Source organism: Synechococcus sp. Nb3U1 (assembly GCF_021533835.1).
Lineage (GTDB): Bacteria > Cyanobacteriota > Cyanobacteriia > Thermostichales > Thermostichaceae > Thermostichus.
In genome coordinates, this window is the sequence record NZ_JAKFYQ010000001.1 from 544962 (window position 1) to 560761 (window position 15800).

The 15800-nt window shown below is 56.4% G+C and carries 15 protein-coding genes; 6 read left to right on the top strand and 9 right to left on the bottom strand.

The features are described from left to right. Window positions 1–65 precede the first annotated feature (65 nt). Window positions 66–797: an aldehyde oxygenase (deformylating) gene (locus L1047_RS02535; protein WP_235277147.1), complete on the bottom strand. Its 732-nt coding sequence runs from the start codon at window positions 795–797 to the stop codon at window positions 66–68. Window positions 798–946: 149 nt separating this feature from the next. Between L1047_RS02535 and L1047_RS02540 the strand changes: the two genes are divergently transcribed. Beyond that, window positions 947–1255 (top strand): hypothetical protein, encoded by a 309-nt coding sequence (locus L1047_RS02540; RefSeq protein ID WP_235277148.1) that lies wholly within the window; start codon window positions 947–949, stop codon window positions 1253–1255. 7 nt (window positions 1256–1262) lie between these two features. Here the strand turns inward: L1047_RS02540 and L1047_RS02545 are convergent, their stop codons facing one another. Both L1047_RS02545 and L1047_RS02550 read right to left on the bottom strand, forming a co-directional pair. Further along, complete coding sequence (locus L1047_RS02545; protein ID WP_235277149.1) at window positions 1263–1757, bottom strand: pentapeptide repeat-containing protein; 495 nt, start codon at window positions 1755–1757, stop codon at window positions 1263–1265. Between the two features lie 172 nt (window positions 1758–1929). After that, window positions 1930–2238, bottom strand: coding sequence for a DUF6464 family protein (locus L1047_RS02550; RefSeq protein ID WP_235277151.1), 309 nt, complete (start codon window positions 2236–2238; stop codon window positions 1930–1932). A 186-nt stretch (window positions 2239–2424) separates the two neighbouring features. On the opposite strand from L1047_RS02550, the gene L1047_RS02555 reads away from it, so the two are divergent. Beyond that, window positions 2425–3507, top strand: coding sequence for an Mrp/NBP35 family ATP-binding protein (locus L1047_RS02555; RefSeq protein WP_235277152.1), 1083 nt, complete (start codon window positions 2425–2427; stop codon window positions 3505–3507). Here L1047_RS02555 and L1047_RS02560 read toward each other — a convergent pair. The 3 genes from L1047_RS02560 to L1047_RS02570 form a co-directional block, all read right to left on the bottom strand. Then, window positions 3504–3881: a hypothetical protein gene (locus L1047_RS02560; protein WP_235277154.1), complete on the bottom strand. Its 378-nt coding sequence runs from the start codon at window positions 3879–3881 to the stop codon at window positions 3504–3506. The genes L1047_RS02555 and L1047_RS02560 overlap by 4 nt on opposite strands. Before the next feature lie 96 nt (window positions 3882–3977). Next, window positions 3978–5864, bottom strand: a complete 1887-nt coding sequence (locus L1047_RS02565; RefSeq protein ID WP_235277156.1) for a BamA/TamA family outer membrane protein — start codon at window positions 5862–5864, stop codon at window positions 3978–3980. Between the two features lie 210 nt (window positions 5865–6074). Then, window positions 6075–6419 (bottom strand): hypothetical protein, encoded by a 345-nt coding sequence (locus L1047_RS02570; protein ID WP_235277158.1) that lies wholly within the window; start codon window positions 6417–6419, stop codon window positions 6075–6077. Between the two features lie 435 nt (window positions 6420–6854). Between L1047_RS02570 and L1047_RS02575 the strand changes: the two genes are divergently transcribed. Continuing rightward, entirely contained in the window at window positions 6855–10454 is a 3600-nt protein-coding gene (locus L1047_RS02575) for a tetratricopeptide repeat protein (protein ID WP_235277160.1), read from the top strand. 108 nt (window positions 10455–10562) lie between these two features. Here the strand turns inward: L1047_RS02575 and L1047_RS02580 are convergent, their stop codons facing one another. The 3 genes from L1047_RS02580 to L1047_RS02590 form a co-directional block, all read right to left on the bottom strand. Then, window positions 10563–12041 (bottom strand): efflux RND transporter periplasmic adaptor subunit, encoded by a 1479-nt coding sequence (locus L1047_RS02580; RefSeq protein WP_235277162.1) that lies wholly within the window; start codon window positions 12039–12041, stop codon window positions 10563–10565. Window positions 12042–12464: 423 nt separating this feature from the next. Then, complete coding sequence (locus tag L1047_RS02585; protein WP_235277163.1) at window positions 12465–12818, bottom strand: hypothetical protein; 354 nt, start codon at window positions 12816–12818, stop codon at window positions 12465–12467. A gap of 699 nt (window positions 12819–13517) precedes the next feature. Next, complete coding sequence (locus L1047_RS02590) at window positions 13518–14273, bottom strand: ankyrin repeat domain-containing protein (protein WP_235277164.1); 756 nt, start codon at window positions 14271–14273, stop codon at window positions 13518–13520. 145 nt (window positions 14274–14418) lie between these two features. Between L1047_RS02590 and L1047_RS02595 the strand changes: the two genes are divergently transcribed. The 3 genes from L1047_RS02595 to L1047_RS02605 all read left to right on the top strand — a co-directional run bounded on the left by L1047_RS02595 (window position 14419) and on the right by L1047_RS02605 (window position 15789). Next, complete coding sequence (locus L1047_RS02595) at window positions 14419–14745, top strand: glutathione S-transferase N-terminal domain-containing protein (protein WP_235277165.1); 327 nt, start codon at window positions 14419–14421, stop codon at window positions 14743–14745. Next, window positions 14726–15067 (top strand): glutathione S-transferase C-terminal domain-containing protein, encoded by a 342-nt coding sequence (locus L1047_RS02600; protein WP_235277166.1) that lies wholly within the window; start codon window positions 14726–14728, stop codon window positions 15065–15067. The genes L1047_RS02595 and L1047_RS02600 overlap by 20 nt, the downstream gene beginning before the upstream one ends. Window positions 15068–15213: 146 nt before the next feature. Beyond that, complete coding sequence (locus L1047_RS02605; RefSeq protein WP_235277167.1) at window positions 15214–15789, top strand: J domain-containing protein; 576 nt, start codon at window positions 15214–15216, stop codon at window positions 15787–15789. Window positions 15790–15800 lie beyond the last annotated feature (11 nt).

Consider the following 15800-nt stretch of genomic DNA (forward strand, 5'->3'; position numbering starts at 1 on the left):
TTCCCTGGATCTGGGCTAGCCACCCAATCCTTTTGCGTCACAGGCCAAACAGAGCCATTGGGATCTCACGCAGCCCGCAATCCCTGGGCCGAGAGGCGCATCACTTCGCGGGTACTGAAGCCGATATTAGCCAAAGCCTCACCGTAGGCGATCATAAAGTCTTCCACGATCGCTTCCCGATCCATGTGGATGCCTTCCACATCCTCATCCACCTGTTGGAGCATTTGCCAAACCAAGGGCAGGTTTTGCGCATTGGCCACTTCAATTTGTGCCTTAGCTTCGGTGAAATGCTCTCCTAGCCAGCGTTCCCCAAAATTCAGGTGAAGATACTCATCCTTGACTACCCCTTCGGTGATCTTGCGAGCAAAATCATCGGCGACCGGGATGTAAATATTGTAGGCGGCAATGGCAAAGCACTCGATGATCAGAGACTGAATTACAAAGCAGGTGACCAAATCCCCAACTGCCGCCGCTTTTTGGAAATTGTCGTGTAACGGAGAAAAGAAAGCGCGGGCAAACTCCATATCTGGCTCTACCTGCAGGTTTTTGCCGCAGGATTGGAAGCCTTTCATGTGGCGCAGCTCCATTTTGGCCAGTTTACGCAGCTCGTCTGCAGAGTCCGGCAGCATCTCCGCCAGCTTTAGGTAATTATCGTTGGCTTCCTGTTCCCCTTCAATGACAATGCCGTTGATGCGTGAGTAGGCCTGCCGATAGACTGTACTGCTGTAGTCAGGAGCGGTGCGAGCTTCTCCCGCCAAGGACTGGGGGCTGTTGGGCAGGACATTCGCTTGGGCCATACTGATGCATCTCCTCTTGGTTTTCTGACAATCATATCGATTCCTCTTTATTAGGATAGCCCCAGCTGGAGTGGAATCTGTCGGATCCCTTCTGTTGAACGATTACAGTCTGATAGGGTGGGAATCCAAGTGCCGTTTGAGGCTGCTGTATGTCTGCTCTTGGGGATGGCCTGAACCAGTTGCGCCAGTTGCTCACTCAATTGGAAGATCAATCCATCGATCAGCCGATTGGTACTGGAGAAGAGGTGTTGCAGGCGATCGAGTTGGCCACGGCCTTTGAGCTGTTCGAAGCGGAAAGCAGGGGCTTGTTGATGCAAATTGTGGCCAATCTCTGGGATCGGGTACGACAACAGGAGCTTTCCGCTGAGGAAATCCAGATGGTGTTGGAAAAACTGCGGGCTGTGGGTTACACGGATGCTGAGATGCAAGAGGCTCTGGACTTGGAGCAGAAAGATTAGGGAGGGTCTAGGCTCGGATCATGCCCAGCTCAGCTGCAGAAACATCCTCCTCCAGTTGTGTGGTCTGGTCATAGACTGCCTCGCGCAGGTTGGCCAGTTTGAGCTTGCATTGGGTTAAAGTGGCTCCTTTCAGGTTGGCTCCGGTCAAGTTGGCTCCCGCCAGATCCACCCCACGCAGATCCGCCCCACTCAGGTCTGCACCGATGAGATTAGCCCCGCGCAGGTTGGCCCCTTGCAACTGGGATCCCTGAAGTTGGGCATTTTCTAGGGTGGCCAGGCGCAGGTTGGATCCCTTTAGATCAGCCCTGCTCAAATCTGCACCCCTCAAGTAAGCTCGCTCCAAGTTGACTGCAGCCAGTTGGGCCTGTTTGAGCACCGCCCCGCTAAAGTCGATCCCAGACAGATCTGCCCCTTCCAGGTTGGCATTCGCCAGGTGAGTGTTGCTGAAGTCCCGCTCGCCGCTGCCGTAGCGTTGCAGCAGTTCTGCTACTGTTTCAGCCATGATGTGCTTCCTTGTGCCTGACGCATCGGATCCTACCGGGGAACCGGGCTGTCGCCAAGCGATTGGAATGGGTGTCATCGGATGTCATCTGGAGCTTTCAGGGTCTGGTTTGCCGGACTAGCCCAGGGTGGGGATCCCGCTGTCTCTGGGCATGAGCTAGATACTCTAGATACTATTGAATGACCCTCTGTTGTTCCTGCTCGGGATAAGGGGCCTGACTGGTGGAGTCTTTAGGAAGCGCGACATAGTGGCTACAGCGGCAGGGGCCTAACGGGTTGACGGCGCAGGGCAGATACATCGACCGGGAAAAGTATTGACAGGAGGAATCCCATTGGGAGGAGGGCAGAAGGCGGTGGGGGTTGTGGAGATCCCAACTGCGGCGAGCAGCCCGGTGGGATCCGATTTTGTCCAGGAGGGGGATCAACTGGGCCAAAAAAGTCAGGCCCAGCCATAGTCCCACCCCCACCATCAGTTGCACCATGGTTCGTCATCCTCCTGCAGGTCGCTGTAGATCCTTGCCGTCCAACTCTGCCCAGCCTAGGCCAGTGTGTTTCACCCTGGCTAGGCTTGGGGCCAGTTTTGTTGCTGTCCTTCTCGGCTGGCGAAATCCCAGTGGAAAAAACGATTACAGTGAAGAGTGGTTCGATGTCGTCCGGTTTTCTCCTCCATGACAACTTCCACCCTCAATGCCGCCGCCATTTTAGAGGTATTACGGCCCGTTCAGGATCCGGAGCTGCGCCGTAGCTTGGTGGAACTGAACATGATTCGGGATATTCGGGTGGAGCCAGAACGGGTGGCTTTTACCCTGGTGTTGACTACTCCTGCCTGTCCATTGCGGGAATTCATTGTGGATGAGTGCAAGGCGGCCATCCGCCAGTTGGCCCCGATTGAAACCATCGATGTCACGGTGACAGCAGAAACCCCCCGTTCCCCCTCCCTACCGGATCGGCAAGGGATCCCTGGAGTCCGCAATATCGTCGCCATCTCCAGCGGCAAAGGGGGGGTGGGCAAAACTTCGGTATCGGTGAATGTCGCCATTGCGTTGGCCCAAAGTGGGGCGCGAGTGGGGCTGCTGGATGCTGATATTTACGGCCCGAATGTGCCGCTCATGTTGGGGCTTCAGGATCAGTCTCTGTTTGTGCAAAAACGGGAGGATGGCAGCGAGGATATCTTCCCGCTGGAGAACTACGGCGTGAAGATGGTGTCGATGGGCCTGTTGATCGGGCGGGATCAGCCGGTGATTTGGCGGGGGCCGATGTTGAATGGGGTGATCCGGCAGTTTCTCTATCAGGTGCAGTGGGGAGAGTTGGACTATTTGATTGTGGATATGCCCCCTGGCACTGGCGATGCCCAACTGACCCTGACGCAGGCGGTGCCTTTGGCTGGGGCGGTGATCGTCACAACACCTCAGTCGGTGGCGCTGCTGGATAGCCGCAAGGGCTTGAATATGTTCCGGCAGTTGCAGGTGCCGATTCTGGGCATTGTGGAAAACATGAGCTACTTTATCCCGCCTGATTTGCCGGATCGCCAGTACGATATTTTCGGCTCAGAAGGCGGGGAAACCACCGCCCGCGAATTGGGGATCCCGTTGTTGGGGCGGATCCCGTTGGAAATTGCCCTACGTCAAGGGGGGGATGCGGGCAAACCGATTGTGGTCGGCCATCCTGAGTCGGCTGCGGCTCAAGCCTTAACCCAGATTGCCAAAACCCTGGCTGGGCGGGTGTCGATGTTGGCTTTGGGGGCAGGTTAGTACCGTTCTGCTTCCACCAAAGAAACCCCGAAGGCGCGTCCCCCCACGGTGATACCCTCTTGGGCTTTGCCGCGCACGGTGACGGTGCTGTTCATGGCCGGGATCCCTTTGTCGGTGATCACCCAAATGGAGCCGCTGTTGTCCTGCAGCTCATATACCCCCTGCCCAAATACCCCCACCTGGTTCACCACCTGGCCGCGGATCCACACATCGGCGTGCTGGGTGGGTTTTTGAGCCACGGTAGCAATCGGGGTGGTTCCTATCCCCAACCGCGCCAGTTGCCCGCAGCCGCTGGCCCCACCCAACATCAAACCCAGCCCCAGTAAGAGCACTAGGGATCCCTGACGTACCTTTTGGCCCAGTTGCTTGTTCATGCTGTAGTCCCCATCAACGGCACTTGCTCCCACCATAGCAAGGGTCGCCAGGCAGCTTGGGTAGCAGGTGGCAGCGAGGGGATCTCTAGCGGTTCTCTAGAACTTTTCGCCAATACTAAAGTGCAACTGACCCTGACCAGCATCCCCCTGCCCGACCCCGTAGTCGATGCGCAGCGGCCCTAGTGGAGACTGAATGCGAATGCCAGCCCCTAACCCTAGGCCATTGCCGGGTTTGTTACGGGCCAAGGCAGGATTCCCGGCCACGGCGGCTCCACTGCCCAAGTCAGTGCCGTAGTCGGCGAAGACCACCGCCCCCACCGGGTCGAAAATTGGAAAGCGCAATTCAGCGGTGGCAGTGGCGAAGCTGCGACCGGAGCCCACCCCCCCCTCAAAGAAGCCGCGCACCGAGTTGCCACCCCCAATGCCGAAGGCATCGTAGGGAGCTAAATCGCCAATGGTCGTGCCCGCCCGCACATCAAAGGCCAGCACCTGGGGCCGGTCGCTGCGGGTCTCAAACAGGTCTACAGGGATGAATTGGCTGTAGCTGGTTTCTAGGCGGTTGGCATTGAGGCCATTTTGGAATAGGCGCACCGACTGTTCCGTAGAGATGCGAAAAATGGATCCCTGGCTGGGGTTATTGCTGTTGTCACGGGTATCATTCACAAGACCAAACCGCAGAGTGGTATAGCTGTCTTGGCCGCTTTCGCTGAAGGTGATCGGGTTGCCCAACACGTCAAAGCGCTGCTGCTCACCGTTGCTATCGCGGGCCTCCACAAACTGGACTCGGGTACCCAGGCTGGCCCGCCAATTCTCCCCGATTGGGCGAGAGAAAGTTACCCCACCCCCGAGGCGGTTGATGCGCACGGGATCCCCATTGGGCAAGGCGAAGCCCTCATTGAAAACAAAGCTAGAAGCCTGTTGGTTGGCCACATTGACGTTGTAGGACGTGGGAATGTCCATCGTGGCAATTTGCGGATCTGTGAAGTTGAGGTCGAAGAGGGTTTCGGTGGTGCCCACCTGCACATTGAAGCTGGCGCTTTGGTTGTTGCCCCCCAGGTTTTGCTCCGAGAGGTTGAGGCCAGCAAACACCCCCGTAGCAGAGCTGACCCCCAAGGTGCCCCCGAGGGTGCCGGTGCGCCGTTCCTCCACATTGACCACCACCACTACCTTGTCGGGATCCTGGCCGGGGTTGAGGCCAACATTCACATCCTGAAACAGGTTCAGGTCAAAAACCGCCTGTAGGTCTTCTTGAATTTGGTTACGGTTAAAGACATCCCCCGGTTTGGCCTTTAGTTCGCGGGTGACGATGAAGTCGCGGGTTTTGTCGTTACCCTGCACGCGAATGTCTTCGATCTCTCCTTCGGCAATTTCTAGGATGATCGTGCCATCTTCCGAGGAGCGCACATCTGTAACCTTGGCCAGCACATAGCCATTATCGGCGTACCATTGCTCAATATCCGCTACCCCGATTTGCAGATCACCAAAATTCAAAACTCGCCCTTCTTGCTCTGCAAAGGCTTCCCGCAACACTTCGGGAGCCAAAACTCTCGCTCCTTCCGTCTGCACAGCCCTGACGACCGGATTGGGTTGTACCTCAAAGGTGACCCGCACCCCCAGTGGGGTATCGGAAGGAACCGCCCGCACATCGGCAAAAAATCCCGTGGCAAAGACGGCGTTGATGTCTTCCCGCAGTTGGGAACGGGTGGAAATTTCCCCGGCACGGGTGCGAATGACGCTGTAGACCCGGTCGATCAATTGAGGGTCTTCCGTCCCCTGGATCACCACCTCCGCCACCAGAACTTCTGGTTCACCAGCAGCAGGGGCTGTGGGAGCGGTTTGGGCGGGGGTATCCCCGCCGGTGCGCAAATCAAGGGTGCCTGGTTCGGGGGCCGATTGGGCCCAAGCCGACGCCCCCATCAGTAGGCTGATCCCACAGGTGAGAGCCGAAGCTAGCCAAGGGCAGAGTTGCCTGGAACGATTCATGGGGATCCCTCGCACACCACTGAAATTGTGAAATTTGAGTTGAAACGGGCTGTCGCCCACAGGGCGGACAATCGCTCTGAATTATATCAACCCAGATCCGGGCATTGGCGCTGGCTACATTGCGGACTTGGGCAGTCTTGGGTGCCAAAAGCGGCCTCCCCACTTGCTTGATGGGTTCCTGTCCAACGGGATCCGTTGCGGTGCTCAACCCTATGGAAACCGCAGGGATCCGCCACAACGACCTCGACAGGGTTCTGGCGTGGGTTCCACAGCATCGTTGACGATGATGATCGTAATTGGGGTGGGAGGAGGGGTGGGACGAGGGCGGCTGCCACTGAGGCCCCAACTGCCGGAGCGACGTGGCGCGGGCGCATTGGGCATGATCAAGATAGTGTTTTGGATGGTGGTGGCATTGCCGGAGCCGCTGTTAACGGCAGTGGCATTGCTATTGAGGATCAGGGTTTGTTGAGGAATTGGGGTTTGAGCCTGGGCTGCCGAACTGATGCACAGGCTGAGCAAGGCCGCTTCGAAGAGGCGCTGAGCAGATAAAACCATGGGGCACCCTCAAAAACGCTTGGGATCCCGTCACCCTAGCCTGTTGCGACGGCAACGCCCCATCGACTGGCCGCAAAACCAGCTACGCGACAGAGAGGGATCCCTCTCTGTCAGGTCTCACGATAATTTTGCAGAAGTTGCGCAGTTCTCTTGTCAAAAGGGCATACTAGGGGATCCCTCAGTAGTTTCAGCAGATCTACGTAGAGGATCCGTGGATTTCTCCGCTATTTCTCTCGTGAAAACAGGGGGAAATTCGGGTTTGATAGGGATGAAGTCAAGCTCTCAGGCCTGACGACTAAAGCGGCAACTCGTATCGAGTGGCGCTCGTCTTCTGCCTGACATCTTGTCCATGCTTATGTCCAAATCCCTAGACAATACCTCTCCCCAGGCTGTTGGCCTCTTTTAGTTTATTTAGAACTTTAGAAGTCCTCCCCTATGACTATGACCGCTTCCCCCATCGATACCCAGGAGCTACAAAAAACTTTGGCTGTGAGGTTGGCTCCTCTCAAAGTCCGTGTGGTGGGCAAAGCTGCTGAGCTGCACATCTTGATCGAGTATCCCAGCGAGCACATTCCGAACCGGCCTCAACTGGTGCAGCAGGTGGCGAGTTGTTGGGTAGCGGAACGACTATCTGAGATCGAACGGCTGATCCTCTACGGACGACAGATGGGGCAAACCCAAGCGGAATGGCGTAAAGTGCTGCGGTTCTCACATCAGGGATCCGAGGCCGAGCAAACAGAGTTGGTGATCAAGGAGTCACCCCCAGCCGAAATCGCTCCAGAACCGGTAGCGGCAGCCCCCCCCGAAACAGCCCCGCCGGCATCGAAGGCCCAATCTGACTCAGAGCCTCAGCCCACTTTCTCTGATCAGCCCCCTACACCAGCCGAGCCACGCCCGTCAGAAAAGCGCAGCACCCTCTGGCCTCTGTTCCCCCAGCCCCTAGCCCTCAAACATCGCGGGGTGCAACTGGCTCTAGGTGTACTCCTGTTGGGATCTCTGGTGGGACTGGGAGCAACCTACAAAATTTCCCGGGATGGGGAATTGGCGGAACAGGGCTACCAACAGGGGTTGCAACTGGCTCAAGCGGAACGGTGGCAACAGGCGATCGAACAGTACGAGCTTGGGTTGCGCCATCGCCCGCGGGATCCCCGTCTGCAGGCGGCGCTGTTGCACGCCCAAACCCGCCTCGACCAGACCCGCAATCGCATCTCTCAAGCCCAAACCCAACTAGCTGCTGATCCAGGCAATACTGCCGCCCGCCTGGATTTGGCCAAAGCTTTTTACCAACAGGGCAACTTCAGGGCTGCTGCCAGTGAGCTGAGCACGTTGCTTTCTTTTGACCCAAACAGTGCCCCTGCTCAGTTCCTGTTGGCGGAAATCCACTCGGCTCAGAACAGCCCATTTGAGGCGATTGAACGGTACCGCGCCGCTTTGGCTAGGGATCCCCAGCTTCCCGGTGCTCAGCGTCAATTGGGTGTCGCCCTCCTGCGCCAAGGCCAAACGGAAGCGGCCATCACGGCTCTACAAACAGCCATCGCCCAAAACCCGAATGATGCCGAGGCCCACTTTCAATTGGGATCCGCCTACGCCCAGCAGGAAAGCTGGGATCCCGCCCTAGGTCATTACCTGCAGGCTGCCCAACTGGATCCGGCCCATGTGGCTGCCCAGCAACGCCTGGGACAATGGTTCTCAGCCCAGGGGTATACCGAGGCCGCCATTAGCTCCCTACAGGCAGCCGTACAGGCGGATCCCGACAATCCTCAGTTGCGGTTGCAACTGGGCAAGGCTCAGCAGGCAACAGGAGATCTGCAGGCCGCCCGCGACAGCTACGAACGGGCCTTAACTTTGGATGAGAACCTGACGGAGGCCCGTTTCCAACTGGCCCAAGTTCATGTGGCCCAAGACAATGCTGCTGCCGCCATTCCTTTGTTTGAGCAGATCTTGCAGACAGATCCCAATCATTGGCAAGCCCGCTCAGGATTGGGCATAGCTTTGGCGGAACAAGCGCTGCAACAGGGGGGATCCCTGGACAACGCCATTCAGCACCTACAACAGGCCAGCCAGCAACAACCCACCCATGCCCTCACCCGCCGCTACCTGGGTTTGGTTCTGGAACAAGTGGGCCGCCGAGAAGAAGCTATCGCCCAATTGCAAGAGGCGGTACGGTTGGATCCCAACGATGCAGAAGCTCAACGTCATCTGGGGCTACTCCTGGCGCAGCAAGGCCAAACGCAAGCTGCTCTCACACAACTGGAAGGCTCTCTTGACCAAGACCCCACCAACCCTACAGCCGTCGGATCCCGAGCGGTATTGCGGGTGAGTGTTGGCGCTCAGGCGGAACGGGAAGAACAGATCGCCGCTACCCTGGCCCGTCAATCCACCCCCAACCCTTCTCGCCTCGTCTCGGCTACAGAAACTCAAGCAGCCCAGCAACTGAAGTTGCAGATTCCCCTCAGTCGCCTGCAACCTGCTCAGGCCAATCCTCTGCCGAATACCTCTGAAGGTCAGCGCCCCCAAGCCCAGGGTCAACCGACTGCGACCCAGCAAGCCCAAGTGCCGCCGCCCACCACCAGTGCCACCAGTGCCGCTACCCCCACCTACAGCCCCAGCGAAACTCTGCTCCTACCAGGAGGATGGTGGGCCTGGATGACAGGGGGATTATTGGGGATCCCAAGCTTGCTCAGCCTCACTTGGCTCGCCGGACGGCAACTGCGTCGTCGGAACTCAGCTGCTGCGGGTAGCCAAACCCCGAAAGACCAAGCCAGCCCCCACTACAGCCGTGCCCTGAGGTTGATCGAAGGGGGGCAATTGAGCCAAGCGATCGGAGCTTTGCAACAAGCTTTGAGCGTCAACCCCAATATGGCCCCTGCCCATCTGCAGCTGGGACAACTGCTAGTTCAAACGGGGCAACTGCAAAACGGGCTGGATCACCTTTGGTCGGCCCGTAGGCTGGATCCCCGACAGCCAGATGTTGATACGCACCTGGTCAAAGCTTTACTCACCCAATCGCAACAGCTGCTGTCGCAACGACAACCGGGCTTGGCCTTGAATCCCTTGAAGCTAGCCCTGACCCTGAACATCAAATCTCCGGGGTTGCAAGCTCAAGTTCAACAACTGCGGGGAGAAGCCCTAGCGGCGGAAGGGGAGGGAGCAGCGGCCCTGGAAGCCCTGACTCAAGCCCAGCGCCTGGCCCCGAAACGGGCAGAGATTCTGCTCAGCATAGCCAAGCTGAAAATCCTCCAGAAGCAGTACCAAGCTGCGGTTGATCATTGCTGGGAAGCTCTGGCCGTCGACGATGCTCTGACGGACGCACATCACCAAATGGGTGTCGCCCTCTACCGACTCGGACAACTGAAAGCAGCGATTGCCGCCTACCGCACCGCCCAGACTCTCACCCCCGTCGCCTCGCCGCAGCTACTAGCAGACTATGGCTTGGCCCTTATCCAGGCGGGCGATCTGCCTGGGGCCGGGCAGCAGTTTGCACAGGCGTTGGTGCAGGAGCCCAGTTTTGCCCTGGCGATGTACGGTACGGGCGTTGTTCTGATGACCCAGGGGAATTTTGCAGAAGCCGAACAACGCTTTCATCAAGCGCTGGAGCTGGATCCCGAGCTTCAGGTTGCCACGGCTACTTTGGGTTTGCTGCAACTGGCTCAAAAACAGTCGGATGATTCCGGCAAACGCTTTATCAACTCCCGGCAGGCGGAAGTGGCGGTTCGCTACTTCGAGAGCGCCCTGCGGAAGGATCCCGATTTGCCAGAGGCTCATTTTGGCCTCGGGGAGTTACAACGGGTGAAAGGGAACCTGATTTTTGCGGCCCAACGTTACCAAGAAGCGTTGGAGTTGAACAATAGCTACGTGGCTGCCCATTACCGCCTTGGGACTGTGCAAGCTCGGCTGGGCAAATTGGATTTGGCGATCGAGGAGTTCCGCCGGGCTTTGGAGCTAAACCCCCACCTACCTGAAGCCCAAAAGTCTCTGCATAGATTGCTCTCTCGGAAACCAGAAGACGTTCACACCGACATCCTGATGAGCTAGCTAATGCCCATAATTTGTATCTGAAGACACAAAATAGATGTTTAGGATCAATCGCAAGTGAATTACAGCCTTTTTATCTGATGCAGCATCTGATGCAGCAGATTCAGTTTAACGAGGTTGGATCCGTCGTCCAGGCTGAACTTGATCGGAGGGGTAAAGGATCACCGTTTCGCCAGCTTCTAAGCCCTCCAATACCTCTGCGGCTGTGGTGCTGCGCTGGCCTAGAGCCACCTGCCGGGCTTGAGCACGTCCCTCTTCCGCCACATAGACACACCACTCTTCCTGGCAGCGGAACAGGGCGCTGAGGGGAAGTTTCAAAGCCTCCTCGTTTTGCCAGATGATCACTTCGGCTTCAATTCGGTAGCCATCCCCCAAGCGGGCCGGGGGATCCTCGATATTAGCGATGATGTTGACCCGTTGTTCTTCTACCCCCAAAGCTGACACTTTGGTGAAGGCTGCTGGTTCAACTGTGCGCACGCTGCCCTGCAATACCTCCGCTCCGCCCCACTGCCGGATCTGAACCGGATCCCCAGGTTGAATCCTGACCGCATCGCTAGAGAGGACATCCATCTCTAGTTCCAACTGACCGGGATCCCCAACCTCTACCAACACCGTACCGGCCGGCACAAAGCGGGTGCTCTCCTGATGAACCCGTAAAACCTGCCCTGCACTTGGGGAGGTGAGAGTGGTGCGCTGGGCAGAATCTGCCAGGCTGGCCAACTCGGCTTCTAGGCTACGAATCTGGGCATCGTACACCTGCAGCAGATAGTCGGGATCCCGTTGTTGGGCTTGCAGCAGTTGTAACCCTTGTTGGGCAGAAAGGACAGCAGCTTGGGCCTGCTCCACCTCTAGTTGGCGGACGGTGAGGATCTGGCCACGGTTGGTTACGGCCAGTTCCGCTTCTTCCAGAGCTTGTCGGGGGATGGCCCCTTGACCGAAGAGATCCTCGATCCGTTGCCGTTCCCGTTGAGCCTGCTCCCACGTGGCTTGAGCTTCGGCTTGTTGGGCAAGGGTCTGCTGGTAACGGGCTTGGGCCGCAGCAATAGAAGCTTCTGCCTGCACCAGTGATGCCGCTTTGGGGCGTTGGGTGTCCACCCCTCGTTTTTCCGCTTCCAGCCGCTGGATCTGGGCCTGAATAGACTGTACCTGTGAAGCCAAGGGCAGGGGATCGATACGGGCTATGACGTCGCCTGAGGAAACGGGATCCCCTACCCGCACCGAGATCCGTTCTAACCGTCCATCCACCGGGGCCGCGATCTCGAAACGTTCTCGCAAACGAGTTTTGCCTTCTGTCTCGACAGTAACCTGTAACAGCCCCCGCTCCACCACCGCCATATCCACCGGCACAGGGGACGGCCAAAACGCCCAGCCCACCAGAGCCACAAAACCCACCCCTCCTAAGGCATAGACAGCGGGTTTCCAAGAGCGTTTGCGTTTCGATGACGGTGGGGGAGAGGCTTGTTCCGCTTGAGCTTTTGCCGTTGGCTGTGGTTCGGCAGCAGCAGGGTGAGGATCCCTGGTGTGAATTGAACCCGTTTGGTTTGAGCGGGTGTGCTCGGTCGTTAGCTGCCTTTCATTGTTTTTCATAACCACACGGTGAGTGAAGATGTCCTCGCGTGTTTTCTCCCTTGGCAAATCAGATGGCATCTGGTCTGCGTGGCGCAAAGTAACGATTCGCCATCCCTATCCAACCTAGCCCCGCTTCCTCTATCGACAAGATAGCCGGGCCTATTCAGCAACAAAAGGCAATAGTGTCGCACCTTGCCTTGACCAAGATTCATGTAGGCTTGTCAGGGGTATAGCGACTTGAGCATGAGAGTGTTTGAGACAAAGGATCCCTTTGGAACCTGGTCAGTCGGAGGATGCAGCCTTTTCCAGCGATACAGACTACAGCCGATCAGGCTAACCCTTTGTCCGACAAGAATTTCTTCTTGACCTTGTGTTGTCCATGAAGCCGGAAAAGGCTGTAACGTCGAGTACCTTGCTTGATATGAGCTTGCTATAACAATCTCAATCTCTATAGGCGGTTAGCCGTTGCCAAAGATTTAGAGGGATCCGTTCATGAGGACGCTGCAGCACTTGAATCTGGGGCAGATCCTCGGGCAAATAGTGCAGGGCTACCCGCGCTGTCGGATCCATAAGGCTACGGCGCCGCTGGGGGTGTTGCTCTGCTTCCCCCAGAAACACATCCAGCCACTGATCGTGCTCTAGGTAGCGAATCCTCAAAGCAGGTGTCGAGGAACCAGAAGCTTCTTTACGATAGAGCTGAAAACCTCCCTCAGGACTCCAACCCAGCCACCACTGGGGAGCCAACTGGCCCAAATGGGTATGCCAAACGCCTGACCCAACCTGTTGCCATGCCATGCCCGCAACTCCACTGCCCCGGTGCTGCCGGGATCCCAACTGAAAATATTTACCAACTGCCGTTCAGCCAAGTACTTTATCAGACCCACCCAGCTTAATGCAAGTCTTTTGCAAAGAGCCCACAAGGGCACACGATAATTTCAAAGGTTTATATTGCAATTTAGTCTCAATAAGATTATGCTGTCCTCAAGTTGAGTGATGGAGTTATGTCCATCAGTCTTCCTCTCTTGTCTTGGATGCGATAGGGATCCTGCGCTAGCGGAACTAGCCATCCTGCGTTAGGCGGGGATCCCTTTTTCTCCGGAGTCAAGGGGCTAGTTGTTGAGATCTAATCTTAGTTTAAGGCTTGGGTTAAGGTTCAGTCCCTCGGGGGCGTGCAGGCGATGGGTTCGGCGCTTGAGGCCATACGACGTCTTGGCTAGGGATCCTGTGGGTGAGAGGAGCAGGATGAAAATCATAATGTTTTTTGATTTTTGCAGGGCGATTCTTTTGCCTAGCTTTTGTTATTTTTATACTCTATTTTTGTGCTCAAAAACGAGATGGAAAGATAAGATCAGAGGATCGAAAAGATGGAACTTCAGGTAAAATCGGAGCAGCGTTGACGCTAACCGCGACGAAGAGATCGGAGGGAGGAAACCCTAACGTCCTCTCTCCTTTTTTTATGGGATCTCTGCATGAGTCTGTATTCATGAATCTGTATCAAAAGGTTGCGCCTCGATCTTGTAACCACTGGATGGCCATTCTGTGCTGGCGCTTTTGGGCATAGGCTAGGGGGGTATGTCCATCCTCATTGCGCGGGTTCAATTCAGCTCCGTTTTCGATCAACAGTTCCAACATTTGCACATGGCCTTCCCAAGCAGCCCAGTGCATCGGTGTGGCCCCAAAGCGATTGCGCGCATTCACATTGGCCCCATACAAGAGCAAAAAGCGAGCAATGCCCAAATGCCCCTGGGTAGCGGCTTCGTGTAAAGGGGTTCGACCCGTTTCATCTGCAGCATCCACCGGAGATCCCTTCGCTAACAGCCGCGCCAGAATGCTTTTGCGACCGGTTGCCGCAGACCAGTGTAAAAGAGCATGGCTATTGGCACCTTTTTCGATCAATAGACCGATCACCTCTGCTTGATCGGTTAGAGCAGCCCGATGCAAAGGGGTATATCCATAGCGATCCGGGAGATGGATATCGCTCCCTGCCCACAACAGGCGATCCACAAGGGTGACTCGGCCCTTAGCTGCAGCCAAATGGAGGGGAGTTGCTCCCGTAGAATCCAAAGCATTGGGAGAAGCGCCATAAGCCAATAGCAAATCCAACAGTTCTAAGTTACCGAGAACAACCGCTTTATGGAGGAGGGTAAATCCTTGGGGATCGGGAGCATTGATATCCTCCCCTTGTTGTAAATGGGCTAACAGTTGTTGTGGATTTTGATCTTCAAGGGCTTGGTGAAGGGCTTCACTCATACACACTCATACAAAAGAGTTGGGCAGAAAAACAGGGATCCTTGTTGGGGTAGAATGCTAAGCTCCGGGCAGCTTGGGCAAAGTCTAACACTGGATCTCTGTCGGTCGTCATACTGACAAACAAGGTGCTAGAGAGGGACTAACGATGGGGGAGTGGAGCTTGGTGATCGGCAATAAAAACTATTCTTCCTGGAGTTTGCGGGCTTGGTTACCCCTCAAGCAGGTGGGACAACCTTTTGAAGAAATTCGGATCCCTCTTGATACCCCCGAGTTTGCTGAGCAAATTGCCCTCTATTCCCCCACAGGAAGGGTTCCCGTCTTGCGACATAGCTCCCTAATTATTTGGGATTCATTGGCGATTGCAGAATATCTAGCGGAGACTTTCCCCACAGCTTACCTTTGGCCCACAGACCCAGGGGCACGGGCTATTGCACGGGGCAGTCAGTGCCGAAATGCATGCGGGGTTTGCTGACTTACGGCAGGCGTTACCGATGGATTGCCGAGCCCGGCGCAGCGATGTGCGGATCCCGGCGGCAGCCCAACGGGATATCACCCGTATTCTTCAGATTTGGCAGGAGTGTCGGCGGCAGTATGGTCAGGGGGGCGATTACTTATTCGGTTCCTTTACCCTTGCCGATGCTATGTATGCGCCAGTGGTCAGCCGGTTCCAAACCTACGGGGTCAAGTTGGAGGGCATTGCGGCGGCTTATGCAGAGGCAGTGTTAGGGATCCCTGCTGTTCAGGAGTGGATGGTAGCGGCAGCAGCAGAACCGGAGACACTCGTGACGGTGTAGAACAGTATCCAGAAGGGCGGGTCTATGACTGGTCAAGCCTTGGTTGCCATGGCATGATCGGCGTACCGATGGGTTGTTGCTGAAGAGCGTTTGCCAGAACCCATGGCCTAAGTTCCCTTTCCTCTCATCTACACCCGTTGCCGTTTATGGATTACTACGCGATCCTGAACGTGTCTCCTGAAGCAGATACGGAAGCAGTTAAGCAGGCCTTTCGTCAGTTGGCGCGGCAGTTCCATCCCGATGTGGCCGGGGAGGGATCCCGAGAACAGTTTCAGCAAATCCGCCAAGCCTACCAGGTGCTGAGCGATCCGGAGCAACGGCGGCAGTACGACGCACAACGGCAATCTCTGCCCCCTAGTACTTCAGGTTCTAGCCGGGAGGGTCGTGTCGTGATTCGCACGGGATCCCCTTCTGAAGACCAACCGGATCCAAAATTGCTGAAAGAGGGGATTGCCCGAGTCAGAGCCGCTTGGCGCAACCGACAACTGCCTACTGCTGTGGCTCAAGCAGAGGCCCTCCTGAAGCGGTTTCCTCGCTCAAGTGAGGCCGTGCATATGCTTGCCTTAGCCTATCAACGCTTTGGGAATTACTTAATCTACGAAGGGCGAAATCAGCAGGCGGAAGCCTACCTGAGAAAAGCCCTGGCCACTGAACCGAACAATCGTGAATTAGCCTTTGAGGTGAAGCGAGATCTGGCTCGTTTGGGTGTTCAAAACGGATGAGATTAACCCGT